This is a genomic window from Anaerolineales bacterium, from assembly GCA_015075625.1.
GTDB lineage: Bacteria > Chloroflexota > Anaerolineae > Aggregatilineales > UBA2796 > UBA2796.
This window is the reverse complement of record JABTTZ010000004.1, coordinates 218,107-234,264: the sequence shown is the minus strand read 5'-3', so window position 1 is coordinate 234,264 and position 16,158 is coordinate 218,107. Positions and strand designations below refer to the sequence as shown.

9 protein-coding genes are annotated in these 16,158 nt (G+C 57.4%); 6 read left to right on the top strand and 3 right to left on the bottom strand.

Going from position 1 to position 16,158, the window contains the following annotated elements; all coding sequences use genetic code 11:
- The first annotated feature begins 113 nt into the window (after positions 1-113).
- The 5 genes from HS103_18700 (at position 114) to moaC (ending at position 4,904) form a co-directional block, all read left to right on the top strand.
- Complete coding sequence (locus HS103_18700) at positions 114-1,478, top strand: hypothetical protein (protein ID MBE7514823.1); 1,365 nt, start codon at positions 114-116, stop codon at positions 1,476-1,478.
- Positions 1,479-1,635: 157 nt separating this feature from the next.
- Entirely contained in the window at positions 1,636-2,292 is a 657-nt protein-coding gene (lexA, locus tag HS103_18695; GenBank protein ID MBE7514822.1) for a transcriptional repressor LexA, read from the top strand.
- A 111-nt stretch (positions 2,293-2,403) separates the two neighbouring features.
- Positions 2,404-4,032 (top strand): M1 family metallopeptidase, encoded by a 1,629-nt coding sequence (locus HS103_18690; protein ID MBE7514821.1) that lies wholly within the window; start codon positions 2,404-2,406, stop codon positions 4,030-4,032.
- Positions 4,033-4,476 (top strand): molybdenum cofactor biosynthesis protein MoaE, encoded by a 444-nt coding sequence (locus tag HS103_18685; protein MBE7514820.1) that lies wholly within the window; start codon positions 4,033-4,035, stop codon positions 4,474-4,476.
- Positions 4,473-4,904, top strand: coding sequence for a cyclic pyranopterin monophosphate synthase MoaC (gene moaC, locus HS103_18680; GenBank protein ID MBE7514819.1), 432 nt, complete (start codon positions 4,473-4,475; stop codon positions 4,902-4,904). Before HS103_18685 ends, moaC begins: the two co-directional genes overlap by 4 nt.
- 76 nt (positions 4,905-4,980) lie before the next feature.
- Here moaC and HS103_18675 read toward each other — a convergent pair whose 3' ends face one another.
- Positions 4,981-6,357, bottom strand: a complete 1,377-nt coding sequence (locus tag HS103_18675; GenBank protein MBE7514818.1) for a M20/M25/M40 family metallo-hydrolase — start codon at positions 6,355-6,357, stop codon at positions 4,981-4,983.
- Between the two features lie 171 nt (positions 6,358-6,528).
- On the opposite strand from HS103_18675, the gene fabF reads away from it, so the two are divergent.
- Positions 6,529-7,767: a beta-ketoacyl-ACP synthase II gene (gene fabF, locus HS103_18670; GenBank protein ID MBE7514817.1), complete on the top strand. Its 1,239-nt coding sequence runs from the start codon at positions 6,529-6,531 to the stop codon at positions 7,765-7,767.
- A gap of 176 nt (positions 7,768-7,943) precedes the next feature.
- Here the strand turns inward: fabF and HS103_18665 are convergent, their stop codons facing one another.
- Both HS103_18665 and HS103_18660 read right to left on the bottom strand, forming a co-directional pair.
- Complete coding sequence (locus HS103_18665) at positions 7,944-14,882, bottom strand: PD40 domain-containing protein (GenBank protein ID MBE7514816.1); 6,939 nt, start codon at positions 14,880-14,882, stop codon at positions 7,944-7,946.
- Between the two features lie 321 nt (positions 14,883-15,203).
- Complete coding sequence (locus tag HS103_18660) at positions 15,204-16,133, bottom strand: dienelactone hydrolase family protein (protein ID MBE7514815.1); 930 nt, start codon at positions 16,131-16,133, stop codon at positions 15,204-15,206.
- Positions 16,134-16,158: the final 25 nt, after the last annotated feature.

Sequence of the window (16,158 nt, the reverse complement as noted above, 5' to 3'; positions counted from 1 at the left end):
CGTTTCCTATGTGGGGGGCATCGCGCCGTACCTTGACCCTTTCGGCAAACCCCCGTAGACTTCTTCCCTATTGCCCACCACGCTAAAGAGACTCTAAAGAGAAAGACGCCCCTGTGACTTCTATGACCTTGTCCCTGCGCCAATACAAACACCTCCGTCGGAACATTGCTTGTTTCCTGTGCGATTACCTTATGTTTGGCATGGCGTACAGCCTGATTGGAACAAACAGTACAATTGTGCCGAGTTTTATCAGCGAGATCAGCGATTCCAAGCTCTTGATTGGTTTTACGGGGTCGCTCTACCTTATTTCGTGGCTCTTGCCGCAGCTTCTCTTTGCGCAGATTGTCAGCCGTGCCTCGCGCCGCAAACCATTTATTCATCCGGTGGTCTTTTTTCGTCTGACGATCATCGTCGCTGCCCTTGTCATTGGCACGATTGGGGCGGCAAACCCTGAGGGCGCTTTGACCGTCTTTTTGATCGCCTATGCCGTCTTTGCTCTAGGCGATGCGCTGATCTCCATCGCCTGGGGCGATCTCCTCGGATCATCCCTCCCTCATGCCATCCGAGGGACAATGTTCGGCGTGGGGCAGTTTGCCGTTGCCTTTGGCGCGTTGGGGATGAGCGCCCTTGCACGGTGGGCATTGGGGAAAAGTGGGTTGCCGTTTCCCCATAACTTTGTCCTTTTGTTCGGGGTAGCAGGTATTTTGTTTCTCATCGGCGGGGTTGCCCTTGCCCTTTTGAAAGAAGAAGCCAGCCCCACACCCATTGAGACGGGACCCTCACTGCGCCGCTATATCCCCTATCTAGGGCGCATCTTGCGCCAAGATCGCCCCTTCCGGCGGTTTATCACGATGCGCCTATTCATTGATATGGCGGTCATGGCTGCCCCCTTTTACGCTGTCTTTGCCATTGGGACTCTCGCTATCCCGCGTGATCGGCTAGTGGGCGATTCGATTATTTTGATCCAGATCGGGAACGCCACCGCCTCGCTACTCATGGCATATGTCAGCCGGCGTTCGGGCAGCCGTGCCGTTTTACTGGTAGCAGTGACTTTCGCCATCATTGAAACAGGCTTGGCGCTGTTCAGCGCCCTCAGCGGGGGGATTCTGCTGCTTCACCTTGCCTTCATCGCCACTGGCGCGTTTCATGGCATCATCTATGCTGGCTATTTCGATTGGGTGATCACCTATGCCCCTGCCAGTGACCGCCCAATTTATTTCGGACTCTCAAATACGTTTGGGGCGGTGGGGAATCTCGGTCCGGTCATTGGTGGGGCAATCTTGCAGGTTGTTTCCCGCCCCGCCCTGCCCGATCTCAGATGGCTCGGCTGGGGAATCACCCCCGTCAGTGTAACGCCTTATGCGGTGGTCTTTACTGTGGCGTTGGGGCTGGCGGTGATCGGCTTGGTTGGTGTACTGCGCCTTCCCGAACCGCGCCCCCTAGCGGCGCAGCGCGATCTTGCCGCCGCTGCTGGCTAGGGCAAAATCGCTCGCTTTGGCGGGGGTATTCGGCTCTTGCCTAACCCGCTTGGAGTGGTACGGACACCCCAACTTGAACGAATGCCTTGACTTCGACCATACGTTCGCCCTATAATCGTCAACATGAACGAATGTGTGTTTAACGAAGGTTTGAGTCATGAAACATGAAACACTCTCTGAGAAACAAAAAGCGATCTTAAAGGTCATTGAAGAATGGGTGTCAGAACGTGGTTATCCTCCCACCATCCGCGATATTGGGAAAGAGGTGGGCATTTCCTCTACCTCGGTGGTCAATTACAACCTGAACAAACTGGTGGATGCGGGGTACATCATCCGTTCCAAGAAGTTTTCGCGGGGGATTCGCCTCACAGCGTCTATCGAAGGCGAAAAACCGATTCGTCTTGACATGGAGATGCTGGAAATTCCCAATTTGGGGCAGATTGCTGCCGGCTTGCCCGTGCCTGTCTTTGCTAATGCCGATCATGATGATTTGATTCCCGTTCCCGCTTCGTTGATCGGAAACAACGATCCCAGTCAGGTTTATGCCCTCATTGTCAAAGGGCAATCCATGATTGATGCGATGATTGACGATGGCGATATGGTGATCTTGAAACACCAGCAGACTGCCCGCAATGGAGACATGATCGCCGCGTGGCTGCCCGCCCGTGAAGAAACAACCCTGAAATACTTCTTCGAGGAAGGCTTGCGGATTCGCCTGCAACCAGCAAACCCTATGATGGACCCGATTTTCGTGGAAAAATCGAACCTTCAGATTCAGGGGAAAGTTCTCGCGGTGATCCGCCGCGTTGATTAGGGCGTTTGTTGAAGAATTGCTGAGCCTTGAGCGAAAACAAGACACTTGGGCTGCGAAATAAGGCGTTCCCCCGCTATAATCTCACCATCGTGAGCGTTGAGGAGGGCGTTGGTGAAACGATTTGTCGCAGCCAGTGTTTTTTGTGCCTTGTTGTTTATCGTCTTGTTCGGACGGGCGGGTTTCGCGCCTCAACGACTTACCTATGCCGCACAGCCCACACTCCAACCAACGGAAACTGCCAGCCCCCTTGTCACGGCAACACCCCTTCCACCTTTCACCACCGCTCCTCTTCCCACTATTGATTGGACGGATGTCAGCGTCCATAAAATGGCGATGAAACCCACCTTCGCCGCCGATGTGGACTCCTTTATCAAGGCGAATCGCTACCTGATTGTCGCTGAACTTCGCTTTGAGCCAGACGCTGTGATTCGGGCGGCACAGCGCGTCCACTTTACCAACCGAACGGGTATCCCGCTCGATGTGATTGTGTTCCGTCTTTACCCGAACACCCCCGCGCTTGGCGGGCGTATGACCGTCGATAACGTCACCGTCAACGGGATACCCGTGAAGCCCTCCTTTGCCGAATTAAACTCGGTGATGGGTATTCCCCTTGCCCTGCCGCTCCAGCCTAATGAGAGCGTTGAGATGACCATGACCTTTGGCGTCATTTTGTCGCGGGGGCTGGGGACTTCCTACGGGCGTTTTGGTTACCAAAATCAAGTTGTCTCGGCAACGGCATGGTACCCGACGCTCTCGGTCTTTGATCAAAAAACGGGCTGGTGGGTCGATCTACCCTCCCCACAAGGCGATCCCGGCTATTCTGAGTCGGGGTTGTACGATGTGCGGCTGACCGTTCCCAAAGAGGTTGCCGTCGCCATGAGTGGGACGATTGTTGAGACGACGGAAAACGCTGAGAACACCGTCACCTACCGCGATGTGACCGGACCGATGCGCGATCATGCGTTTCAGGCAAGCCCCCGTTATGGAATCAAGGCTGTGACCGTCGATGGCACAACGATCAACATCGTTCACTACAAAGACCTCCTTGCCGAAAAGACGAACGGGACAGATGAAGCGGCAGAGTGGGCGCTCAATTCGGTGAAAACGTTCAATGCCACCTTTGGCGAGTATCCCTACCGCGAACTTGATATTGTCCAAAACCCAACACCAAGCGGGGTAGAGTTCCCCGGTCTGGTCCAGATTGCCGAACGGTCATGGATGCGTGGCAATCCCTACCTAGAAATCGTCATTGCCCATGAAATCGGGCATCAGTGGTTCTATGGCTTGATCGGCAACGATCAGGTGAATCACCCCTGGTTGGATGAATCGCTCACATCCTACACAGAATTCGTTTATATGCGGACGATTTACCCTGAAGGGACGCAGGCGCAAGACTACATTAACAACTTTCAACGCGCCTACACGGGCTATGTGGGGAGCGGTTCTCTCGACCTCCCGCTTGATCTTCCTGTCCGTCGCTATGTTGGCGGTGGGTATGGGGCAATTGTCTATCGTAAGGGTCCCTTGTTCTATATCGAATTAGAACGCCTTTTGGGGCAAGAGACGGTCTACAAAGCGCTTTGGACGTATTTCCACCGCTATAAGTATCAGATTGTCTTTTCGCCCGATGTGAAGAAGGTCTTTGAGGAAATCAGCGGGCAAGACCTGACCGAGGTCTTTGAAAAATGGGTTGGGGGATTTGCCTCCCCTGCTGCCAATGAAGGCGGGAAAGAGGGTTAAATGGGACGGTGGATCACCGATCAGCCCCTTGACACAACTGCCCTGATTGCCGAGACGGACGATCTGGCGTCGGGGGCATTGATCATCTTTCTTGGCACGGTGCGTAACGAAAATGATGGGCTGCCCGTCCGAGGGATGTATTACGAGGCGCACATCGTCCTTGCCGAAACGGTGATTGCCCAGATCGAACAAGAAGCCTGCACCCAACACGGGGCAAGGGTGTGCCGCATTCAGCATCGGATCGGCGTCTTGGCGTTGGGCGAGCCTAGTGTGATCGTCGTAACGCGGGCGGCACATCGCCGCGAGGCATACGCCGCCTCGCGCTATGCCATTGACGAGGTGAAACGCCGCGCCCCCATTTGGAAAGAAGAACACTACACAGATGGAGATAGCCGTTATCTTGAGGGTGTCCCCCTCACTCCACCGGAGAACGACCAACCATGAAAGATGTCACCGATAAGCAAGCCACTCGCCGCGAGGCGCTTGCTGAGACCCTTCTAAAACTTCCGCCAGAGGTGCAAACGCTTCTTCAAGAACGCCGCTTGGAGAAAGGCGATGCGCTGGAAATGGCGCGGGCGGCGGGGATCATGGCGGCAAAAAAGACATGGGAACTGATTCCCCTCTGCCACCCGCTGCCCATTACTGGCGTCGATATTACCTACACCTTCACCGCTGAGGGGGTGTACATTCGCGCCCTTGTCAAAACGCACGCCCCAACCGGCGTGGAGATGGAGGCACTCACAGCGTCCAGTCTCACCGCCTTGACGCTCTACGACATGCTAAAGCCGCACACAAAAGACTTGGAGATCGCCCATACACGGCTGCTCTCCAAAAAGGGCGGCAAGAGTGGCGATTGGGAATACACGGCGTAGACCCATCCCTTCTGGGCTGGAAAACGCGACGATCCGCAATCTTGTAGGGGCGACCCTATCTGGTCGCCCACCCCTGCTACTGCCCCAACCAGCGCCCAATTGCCACCTCTGCCGAGGCTGCGCCCGCCCATCCCGAAGGGGCGACACTCATCATGGCAATCGTCTCGAATGCGCCGAAATGCTCCCATGTGATCCGCCCCAGATCGCCGCCGTTCACGGTGAGAACGGTATCGTAAAAGAGCGAGTCGCGCCCGCGCAAGAGGATCAGATAGCCCCCCGCGCCGGAAACGGGCGTCCAACTGGCGCTGATCGTGTCCCCCTCCCGCCGCAGCCCTTGAAACAGGGGCGGGGGCAGCCCCTCGGCAAGGGTCAGAATCGCCGCCAGCGCCACCCGCGTCGCCCGCCGCAGATACGCCGCATCGACTCCTTCGACGGTATCGTAGGGAGAATGTTGGCGGGCGGTGTTCTCCACCCCTTGCATGAGCCGCGCCGAGGGGTAGCCAACGGCGGTGAAGGACATCTGGTCGCCCCACCGTCCGTCCCGATCTTCGGTAGTCTGCAAAACCACGTTCATATCGGTGATGTAGGTGTTGGCAACCCACATCATTTGGCGGGCAAAGGCGCGTCCAACGGAATCATTGGGAGATGCCGAAAAAAGACGCATTGTGCGCGGATCGCGGACGCCCCGCGCCCCCTCTGGGCTGCCTACAATGTCGAGATTCACCATGCCCGCTACTGGAATGGCGGGGTTTTGGGCGCGGAGATACTCGTTCACAAAGGCGAGACTTCCCTGCCGCCCTGTTTCCTCCCCGCTGAAGGCGACAAAAATGACCGTCGCCCTGTGAGAGCGCGGGGCGAGGATACGGGCAATCTCCAGCACCGCCGCGACACCGGAAGCGTTATCGTTGGCGCCGGGGGCGGGCATGTTCCCGTTGAAAGGGTCGTTCGATACGCTGTCATAATGCGCCCCCACGATATACACCCCCGCATCCGGCGCTGAGCCGGGGAAAATGGCGACAACGTTTTCCGCCTGAATCGTCCACACCCGCCATGTGTAAGTGAAGGGCTGTGTCCAAACGGCAATCTGCTTACTGGGGTTGGCGTCCTGCAAGGCGGTGAACTGGGCGAGCAGATAGTCGCGTGCCGCGCCGATCCCCGTCAGTGGATCATCGCGGGTGGAAAGGACATGGCGCGTCCCCATGCCAGCTAAATCGGTCACAGTGGCGATCAACCGTTCAGCGCTGACCCTCTCTAAAATGGGGAGGATCGCCGGATCAAGCGGGCGTGCTGAACTGAGGCTGACCGCCGATGTCGGCGTTGGTGGGTTGGCAAGGGTGGTTGTTGGGATCGGCTCAGGGGTGCGGATCGCCAGTGTAACAGGCGGTTCGGCGCTGCGCCCGCAGGCGGTGAGAACGATAAGCAAGCAGAGGCTGCTAACCAATTTTGGATACATAACCTTCGTTCCCCTATCCACATGCCATCATAACCGCCAACCGCTCAGACATTTGATACAATGGAGCGCACCTAAAACGGCATACAAGGCAGAAGTGATCTAGAGTCTATCTTTTTTTGGGTGGCGGTGTTTTCATCGTGAGGCATTCGCGGAAAGACACAGGAATTATTCATGAAACGAATTGTCATCACTGGGATGGGACTTCTCTCGCCCGTCGGTCACAACGTGACGGAAAACTGGGAGAACATCAAAGCGGGCATCTCTGGGATTGCCCCCATCACGCGGCTGAATACCGATGAGATTGAGACGCATATCGGCGGTGAAGTGAAGGATTTTGATCCTGGGAAATTCCTCGGTCACAAAGAGGCGCGGCGGATGGATCGCTTTGCCCAGTTCGCCATCGTCTGCGCCCAAGAAGCGGCAGCACAAGGAAACTACACGATCACCGCACAAAACACCTTTGAGACGGCGGTCATTGTGGGGGCAGGTTTTGGTGGCGCGGAGACGCTCCAAGAAGGATTGGATACGCTCTACACAACGGGAGCGCGGCGGGTGAAACCGCTCACCTTCCCCTCGGTGATCGGGAACATGGGCGCGGCGCAGATCGCCATGAACATGGGGATTCGGGGCGTGAATTACAGCATTGCTGCCGCCTGCGCTACGAGTGGGATCGCCATTGGCGAGGCAGCGGCGCTCATCCAGCGCGGCGATGCCGAGGTCGCCTTTGCGGGCGGCTCTGAGGCAAGTTTTGCCCGTTTTTCAATGGTTGGACTCAATGCGATGCGGGCGCTGACCCACAGCAACGGTGACCCAACAAAGGCAAGCCGCCCCTTTGACGCCACGCGAGATGGCTTTGTCCCCTCTGAAGGCGCGGGCGTCTTAATGTTGGAATCGCTAGACCATGCGCAAGGGCGCGGCGCACCGATCTTCGCTGAGCTTGTTGGCTATGGCTGCACCTGTGATGCCGCCCATGTAACCGCCCCCGACCCAGAAGGGACAGCCGTTGCCTACGCCATGCGCAGCGCCCTGAAAAAAGCGGGCTTGACCATCCACGACATTGATTACATCAATGCGCACGGGACAAGCACCCCAATCAACGACTCGCAAGAGACAAAAGTGATCAAGATGGTTTTTGGCGAACATGCCTATAAAATCCCGATCAGCAGCACAAAATCAATGACCGGACATGCGATGAGTTCATCGGGCGTTTTTGAGGCGGTCTATTCAATTATGGCGATGCGCGATGGGATCATCCCCCCGACGATCAATTACGAACACCCTGACCCAGACTGTGACCTTGACTATGTGCCGAATGTCCCCCGCAAGGCAGCGCTCCGCCATGTGATGAGCAATTCTTTCGGCTTTGGTGGGCAAAACGCCGTGTTGATCTTCAAAAAGTGGGAAGGCTGAGCGGGGGTAGGTTCTGTTGGCAGTGTATCCCAATAATAGTGTATTCAAATGACCCCTGCGGGGCTTGAAATACAAGACCACCAAAGGCAAGCGCCTTTCCCTGTGTATAGGGAAAGGCGCGACAGATTCCCCTCGCCTGCTATGCAAGCGAGGGGGCTAGGGGTGAGGGGTTGTGCTTAGCGTCCCGTCACCCGCGCAAAGGCGATGTGTGTTCGTCCGGCGGCGGGCATCACATCGTTCGCGCCCGTCCCGCCGATCTTCGTTATCCGTGTGCCATTGCCCTTGAACGTCAGCCGGTACAAGCCCGCCTTGCCATCCCGATCGCTGGCAAACACCAGTGTCCCATCCGCCGCCCATGTGGGCGACTCATCGCGGTAGGCGTCGTTTGTCAGACGGGTGACATTCCCACCATTGGCGGTCATCACATAGAGTTCCGGCGACGCGCCGCCGCTGAAGGCGATCCGCGCCCCATCCGGTGACCACGTGGGACGCTGTGCCCCATAGCCACTGGTCAGCTGCGTGATCCCCGTCCCGTCGGCGTTCATGACAAAGACATCCAAAACGCCGTTCACGCCCGCCACATAAGCGATCTTCGTCCCATCCGGGCTGAAGACGGGCTGTTGGGCATCTGCCCCGCCGCCCAGAGGAACGACATTCGTCCCATCAGCGTTCATGACATAAAGGCGTAGCCCACCGCCGCCTCGCGTGGAGGCAAAGACGATCCGCGCCCCATCCGGCGACCACGTTGGGTAGAGGTCAGCGGCAGGGTGCATTGTAACACGCCGTTGGTTTGAGCCGTCAGAATTCATGACATAGACTTCAGGATTACCATGCCGTAAGGCGACATAGGCAATCTGCGATCCATCCGGGCTGTACGCTGGGTGGAGGTCATCCGTCGGGTCGTTTGTCAGCCGCACGCGCCCCGAACCGTTCGGGTTCGCCGCATAAATGTCGCCCGTCGCCCCCGTCACCGTGACGGCTGGCGCGGCAATATTCGTATTGTTTGTCCGGTCTGGATCAAGCGGGATTGCCGTGCTGCTCGCCTGCGCCGTCAGGGTCATCCCTGCTGGTGCGGTGGCGATCACGTCGATCTGCACCGTCTCCATCCGTCCCCGATCAAAGGAGCGCCCGCCATAGTCGCAAACGACGCGGTGTGCATCCGCTTCATAGACACACTCACCGCCAACGGCACTCGTCGCCCGGACAAACGCCACGCCTTCGGGGAGGTCGCTCGTTAGCTTTAAGCCAACGACATTTCCCTGTCCGCCATTGTTCAGTGTGAGCGTGTAGGTAAAGGTCTCGCCCACTGCCACGCGCCGCGTGCTAACGGCGTGCGTCAGACGTACATCGGCGGGGGTGTTAATCGTCGCCGTGCTGATCGTCACCGGAATCGGACCGCCGTAGCGCGAGGTGGCGGGACCGGTGATGTCCGAGTAGACAAGATGATTCACCGTGACCGTCGTCGCACGCAAGCGAACGACCAGATAGCCTTGCTGAGTCATCCAGTTCGCCCGTGTAAAAGTGCGGGCGGCAGGGGTAATGTTGAGCAGCGTCGTATTGTAGCTACCAACATCAATCGTCACCGACTCTGGATAGTTCGGCACGACATTGTTCAGCACCATGCCGGGCGGCGCGGAGAGATTGAGATAGTACGTCCCCTCCATGCCAGAGACAGGGATGCTCAGCGTGGGCGTTCCGCTCGGTGTGACGATCACACCCGGATCGTAGACGAAAACGGGCTGATCGGTGTACGCCGCGCCCACTGTGTAGTTGGGCGAGGAACTGGCGGTGATATCCACATTGAAGGTGATTGTCTCCGCTCCGGCTGGGTCGCCTGTGTTGTTCGGCGCGTGGAGGTTCACGGCGCGGGGGAGACTCCAGTTTGCGCTGGTGAAGACGTAACTCCGCGAACTCGCCGTGGTGAAGACAGGGTGTGTCTGCACGACAAAGAGGAGGCGGGCGGCGTTGTTCGAGGTGATCGTCACCGTGACCGTCTCTGCCCCTGTGAGTGCTGTTGGCAGCCGCAAGATGAAGCGATCCCCAATGGTTGCCCCTTCAGCAATGGCGTGCGCCGCGTCAAGGAATATCGTAGAGGCATCTGTTGAGTCGATCACCACCGGAAGTGCCCGACACGGCGAGAACTCTGAAGTGTTCCCCGCTGCCGAGATCGCCAGCGCGGTGATGAACCGTGCCGAACTAGGCAGGTTCGTGATTCCACTCACCATCCAAGCGGCGTTGCCTGCCCCGTCGGTGTTCACGCCCGTTACGCCGCCGAGGTAGTACTGCCCCTCGCCGTTGCCGCTCGTGTCGCACGTTTCGTTGGCGTAGACTTCCACCCGGAAGTTTGCTGTGCTAAGGGTGCTGTTCAGCGTGCCAGAGACGGCGGCATCGCCTGCGCTGATGACGATGGGGAAGTTCTGAAGGGTGTTCGGACCTGGATCGGGGTCGCCACCATCGTTGGCGTTCACCCCATCTACACCCACCAAGTCAATCCCCAAATGCGCTGCGGTTGTGCCATTGTTGAATATGCTGTTGCCAGAAATCCGGTTGGCGAGTGAGGCGCTGTCTTGCACGCGGATCGCATCATCGCTGTTTCCGCTGATGGTGTTGCCCTCATTTGCCTCGCCCAGACTACCATCGCCGTTCGCGCCGATGATGTTGGCGTTTGCCCCGTTGCGGATGATCATCGCAGCATTGCTGAAGCCACCCAACGTCCCAACCTTGCCAATGGTATTCCCGGAAATGCTGTTCCCGCTAGGTGCTGCCCCAACGCCACCATTGTCTAGCAGAACAGCCGTTGTTCCGGCGACAATCAAGTTGCCCTCGGCAGCATCCCGCGTGTTATCGCCGTTTGTCCCGATGCGATTGTTATCCGCCCCAACGCTCAGATGAATGGCAAGGGTGGAGGCGATCACGCTCGTTTGTGTGGCGTTCACGCCAAAGGTGTTCCCTTGCACAACGGAGTTATCCGCCGAGTCAAAGAGAAGGCTGGCTGTGGTGTTGGCGGCGAATATGTTGCGTTCTAAGGCATCGCTTGTGCCATCGGCGTTCGTCCCAATGCGGGCGGTGGTGCCGCTGTTAGAAACGTTCACGCCATATGCCGTATTCCCTAATGCCAAAGCCCCAGAAGCATCCGTCCCAATGAGGTTTCCGGCAACCACAACGCTTGTCCCGCTGCCAATGAAAACCCCTGTACCATTGCCAGAGATGAGGTTGCCCTCAATAGCGTCGTTTGTCCCGTCGCCGTTCGTCCCGATGAACGTTCCGGTGACGTTAGCTGAGGCGGGAATAAACACCCCGGAGGTGTTTCCTGCCGCTGTTATCCCTGCTGCGTTTGTCCCGATGTAGTTCCCGCGAATCAGGGTGTCTTGGGTGTCACTATCGCCCAGTTGGATGCCGAACACGCCGTTGCTGATCACATTGCGTTCCAGGGTATCGCTGATGCCGTCGGCATTCGTCCCGATTTGGTTGCCCTCGCCGAGGATGTATATGCCGGTCTCAACACCGATGGCGCTCGTCCCGTTTGCTCCAATGCCGATGTGGTTGCCACGAATGGCGTTGGCGAGGAGCGTCGTGGGGACACCATTAAAGCGAATCCCAAAGGTAAAGCCAGGAGAGACAGCGCCAATGACGTTCCGTTCCCACATATCTTCCATCAGATCGCCGTTCACGCCGATCACATTACGGGTGGCGTTCCCCGTCAGGTCGATCCCAATGGTGTTATCCGTTGTACCGACGGTGACGGCGTTCCCTGTGCTATTTGTGCCGATGAAGTTACAGGCGATATGGGTGGAGCCAGCGCCGTTCAGGTGAACAGCGCGTCCGGTTGCTCCATCAAAGCCTTGAATGATCAGCCCGCGCAGGCGGCTGCCCGTCGCCCCGGCTTGGAATTCAAAGCCTGTTCCGGTTTTCGTGGGGGGGTTGTTTGCCTGCACCTCAATGCGGGGCGTGTTCGGGCAGCTAGCGCCCGTTTGGGTGATCCCGTCAATATCGACTGCCTCCGTAAGTGGTGGGAGGGGCGAGAGGAGGAGAATCGTGCAAAGCCCGCCCGGACAGCCCGCGATGTTGAAGGTGATCCGATCCGCGCCCACATTCGCGTTGGCGTTGATCATCGCTTGGCGGAGGCTACCTGCACCTGCGTCGGCGGTGGTTGTCACCACCAACGGTGCAGGGTTGGCATAGCCAGCACACCCCGAAAACTCCGAGGTGTTGTTTCCATCTATGGCGGTCATCGTATAGATAGGCTGACCGGGTGTGACCTCCGGCGTAAAACTGAAACTGACATTCCCCGCGCCATCAGTGGTTACGTTTTGGCTGGCGAGGTAGGTTTTCCCCTCGCCAAACCCGCTCGTATCACAACTGCTGTTGGCAAACAGTTCAATGCGGAAGGTCGTGCTGGCGGTGCTGTTCAGGCTGGCGCTCACCGTCACCGTCGATCCCGTCAAGACGGCGCTGCTGATCACCGGGAAGTTTTGGAGGTTGTTTGATCCGCCATCGCCATCGCCCGCATCATTGGCGGTGGGTCCATCGGTGCCGAGGTCAAAGCCAAGGTGGTTTACCAGCGTCCCGTTGTTGAAGATGCGGTTCATCGATACACGCACATTGGTAGCGGTGTTATTATGGACAATCCCGTCTTGGGTGTTCCCCGCAATCAGGTTGCCCTCAAGGGGGTTAGGCGTCGCCGCATCCGAGCCAATGACGCCACTCATGTTGGTGATGTTGAGGTTCACCCCAATCGTATTTCCAAGTGCCGCCGTCCCCGTCGCGTTCATCCCGATGATGTTCCCGGCAAGGGTAAACGACCCACTACCAAGGCTGGTGATTTGAAACCCGTGCCCCCCATTGCCAGAGATCACATTTCCTTCGACGAGATCGTTTATGCCGTCGCCATTCGTCCCGATAGTTAATATCGGAGTTCCGTTCGTCCCTGATATTAAGATGCCATTGGATATGTTGGGGATGGCTGCTGTCCCCGCCGCATTCGTTCCAATGTAGTTGCCCATGACGCGGTTGGTGACGATGAACGAGGTAAATTGAAGCCCAATCCCGGTGTTCCCAGAGATCACGTTCCGTTCAAGGAGGTCGCTCACCCCGTCGCTGTTGGTGCCAATGGTGACGAACGCCGTATTCGTGATGGTGATTCCATTGCCCCCATTCCCCACAGAGGCGGTTCCCGCCGCATTCGTCCCAATGTAGTTTCCGGCAACAACCAAACTATCGCTGGAGGGGTTGGAACTATCCAGAATGCCTTGTTGGATGTTCCCCGAGATGACGTTGCGCTCGTTCGTGTCGTTGATGCCATTGCCATCAACGCCGATGAATACACCATCCGAATCGATTGAGCTAACCCCGACTCGTACACCGACTCGGTTGGCGTTCGCCGTCGCCCCCGCTTGGTTAATGCCGAGGAAGTTGCATTGCACTTTGACATAATCTGCGCCGAATAAGTTCAGACCAACACTAGACGCATTGGCAAAGCCGCCAATGACGAAACCGCGTACTTCGCTGTAGTCAGCATTGTCGTTAAACTGTAAACCATAAGCGACAGAGGCTGCCCCCGTCCCCTGCAAAACGATCCGCAGATCGCCGTTGGAACTGCTCCCCGGACAGACCGCACCGGGTTGGGTCGTGGCATTTAGGATGAGGGGCTTCGCCACCTCTGGCAAAACAGTGACCGGCGTGATTGTGCAAACACCCGCCACACAGTTCGGGTCGGCGGGAGGAATATTGAAGGTGATCGTGTCGATCCCGGGCTGAACGTTGGCGTCGGTGATCGCTTGACGCAAGCTCCCTACACCAGAGTCGGCGGTGGTGGTCACCACATAGCTTTGAGGGGTGAAGTTGTAACAGGGGGAGAATTCGCTGGATGAGCCTCCCGACGTGCGGGCGACCATAGTGATGAAGGGCATTCCCGCTGGGACTGTCAAAGCATCTATCATGATGGTGACATTCCCACTACCATCGGTGCTAATGCTCGTCGCCCGCCCCATGAAGAACTGCCCTTCGCCGTATCCCAAGCCATCGCAGGAGGCATTCGCATACACATCAACGGAAAGCCCGCCTGTAGAGGCAGTTGTGTTCAGGGTGGCTATGATCTGTCTCCCCATCTGGTAGCCAGTGAGCAGCAAGGGGTAGTTCTGACGTCCATTAGGACCAGTGTCGGGGTCAAGCGTGTCATTCGTATCAACGCCATCGGCATTGAGATCGATCCCCAACCCGCCATTGCCAAAGATACTGTTGACGCTGATCAGATTGTTGATGCCCGCCGTCGATGTTAGGGTAATGCCCCGCCCGGTGTTCCCGGCAATGGTATTCCCCTCGACGTTGTTCGTGATGCCGCCAATGGTGTTTGTAGCGCTGGCGTTATCGATGACGATAGCGTCCATGTTGCCCACGTACTGCGCCCCGCTGCTGCTCAAGCCGAGGTAATTCCCGGCGATAATATTGTTCGCCGTGCCGCTACCCGTCAGGAGGATGCCCGTGACATTGCCCGAAATCGTGTTCCGTTCGGCGGCATCATTCGTCCCGTCCGCATTTGTGCCAATGCGATTGTTTACGGCAGTGTTTGTCAGGCGCACACCCACCGTGTTCCCGGCAGGATTCAGGTCAGTTGCCCGCACACCGATCAGGCTGCAGGTGACGACCATGTTATCCGCACCGTCGAGGTTGAGACCGATCCCGTTTGTGCCATTGAAGCCGGAGATGGATAGACCTGCAACCGTACTGTTATTGGCAGTGCTGGTGAAACTGAGCGCCGCCGCGTCCGCCACAGTTGCGTTTCCCGCCATGATCTGAATCTTTGGTGCGGCGGAACACGATGTCCCCGATTGGGTTGTGCCGTTCAGCGTCGTCTGTCCAGTGATTGCAGGCAGAGGGGTGAGTAGGGTGATCATACACACCAGTGAACTGTGGCATGTCCCTGTGATGATGCCAAAATTGATCACATCTGCGCCCCCATTAGCGTTGGCATCAATGATTGCTTGTCGCAGAGTGCCGGGTCCGGAGTCATAGGTGTTGGTGACGGTGAAGGTCGCTGCCCGTGCCGGAGTTGCTGGCACGCTGAAAAGGACAGTAAGGAGTATAAGAACAAGCAAAAAACGCCCAATGGGTCGCATGGCGAAATCCTTTCGATGGATGGGGCATTCAGTCACTGTAATCCCAAAAATGACGAAATACAAGTAGGGGTCTGTGAATTTTTTATGAAGACTTATGGAGGATGGATTAGGGGTTCTTCACCTGTAGGGACACCCTCTAGGGCGTCCGCATGTCGCCCGCCGCTAAAGCAGCGGGCTAAAATGAACCACCCCTGCGGGGCTTGAAAGGCAAATGCGGTACCTGTCTTTGGTTTCTAACCCTAACGGGGTGATTAGTCCTAGCGCGTGGACTCCTTTCCACCGCACCCCCTCAACCTTCTCTTCTATACGGAGAAGGGGGAATCAATACCCCTTCAGCCACGAATTTAGCCACGCATAAGCGTTGAAGCGCATCACCCGATTCAAGGAAAACGCCCCCTCGTACTGGTAAAGGGCAAGCCGATGCGCCGCCCCGCCTCGCTCGTAAGAGGGCAAGGCACGCCGGTAGACATCTTCGGCGTCAGCGGTGACTGGATCATCGGCTGCCACAGAGATCAGAAACGGACGCGGGGCAACCAAGCTGAGGATGTGGTGTATATCTGCTACCTGCATCAGGCGGGGGACGATGAATTCAGGGGTAAACCATACCCCCCGCCGCACATTTTCCTTCATCGAGCCGATTCCCCCATAGGCAACCCCTGCCCGAATCCGCGTATCGAGCGCCATTGCCCAGAGCGCCATCCGCGCCCCATAGCCGCTACCCATAAAAGCTATCCGGCGTGGATCGACATCGGCGCGGGTCAGGAGGTAATCTACCCCTCGGCTGACATCCCAAATGACCTTCCGCAGAAGGGTTTCCCCCCGCAAAAGGCGCACGGTGAGGTGGTTTGTGTTGTATTCGCGATCATAGTCCGCCCCGGTGCTGTGGGGGGAACGGCGTTCGCCAAAACCGAGGGCGTCGGGGGCGAAAACGGCATAACCCTGCCGGACGAGTTCCTCACCCAAATTCACCCCACCCATGTTTAAAATTTCGGTTTTGCCGAGGTTGTAAGTGTAATTATGCTGATGGTGAAGGTAGACGGTGGGAAGGGCGGCGTTCCCGCCTTCTGGACGAAGCAGGTAAGCGCAGCCCCAATCACCCGGAGCAACTTGATATTTTAGATGTTCGCGGCGAATGCCGTCAGCGGTTTGGACATCAAGCATTTGCGCATCCAGCGGGGCGTCGTCAGGCGGCGCACCGAGGACTTGCGTCACGGCTTGGCGAAGCGTCTCAGTGTAATTGGGAGTCGTCACAGGTGTGTTCCAAACAGGACATTGC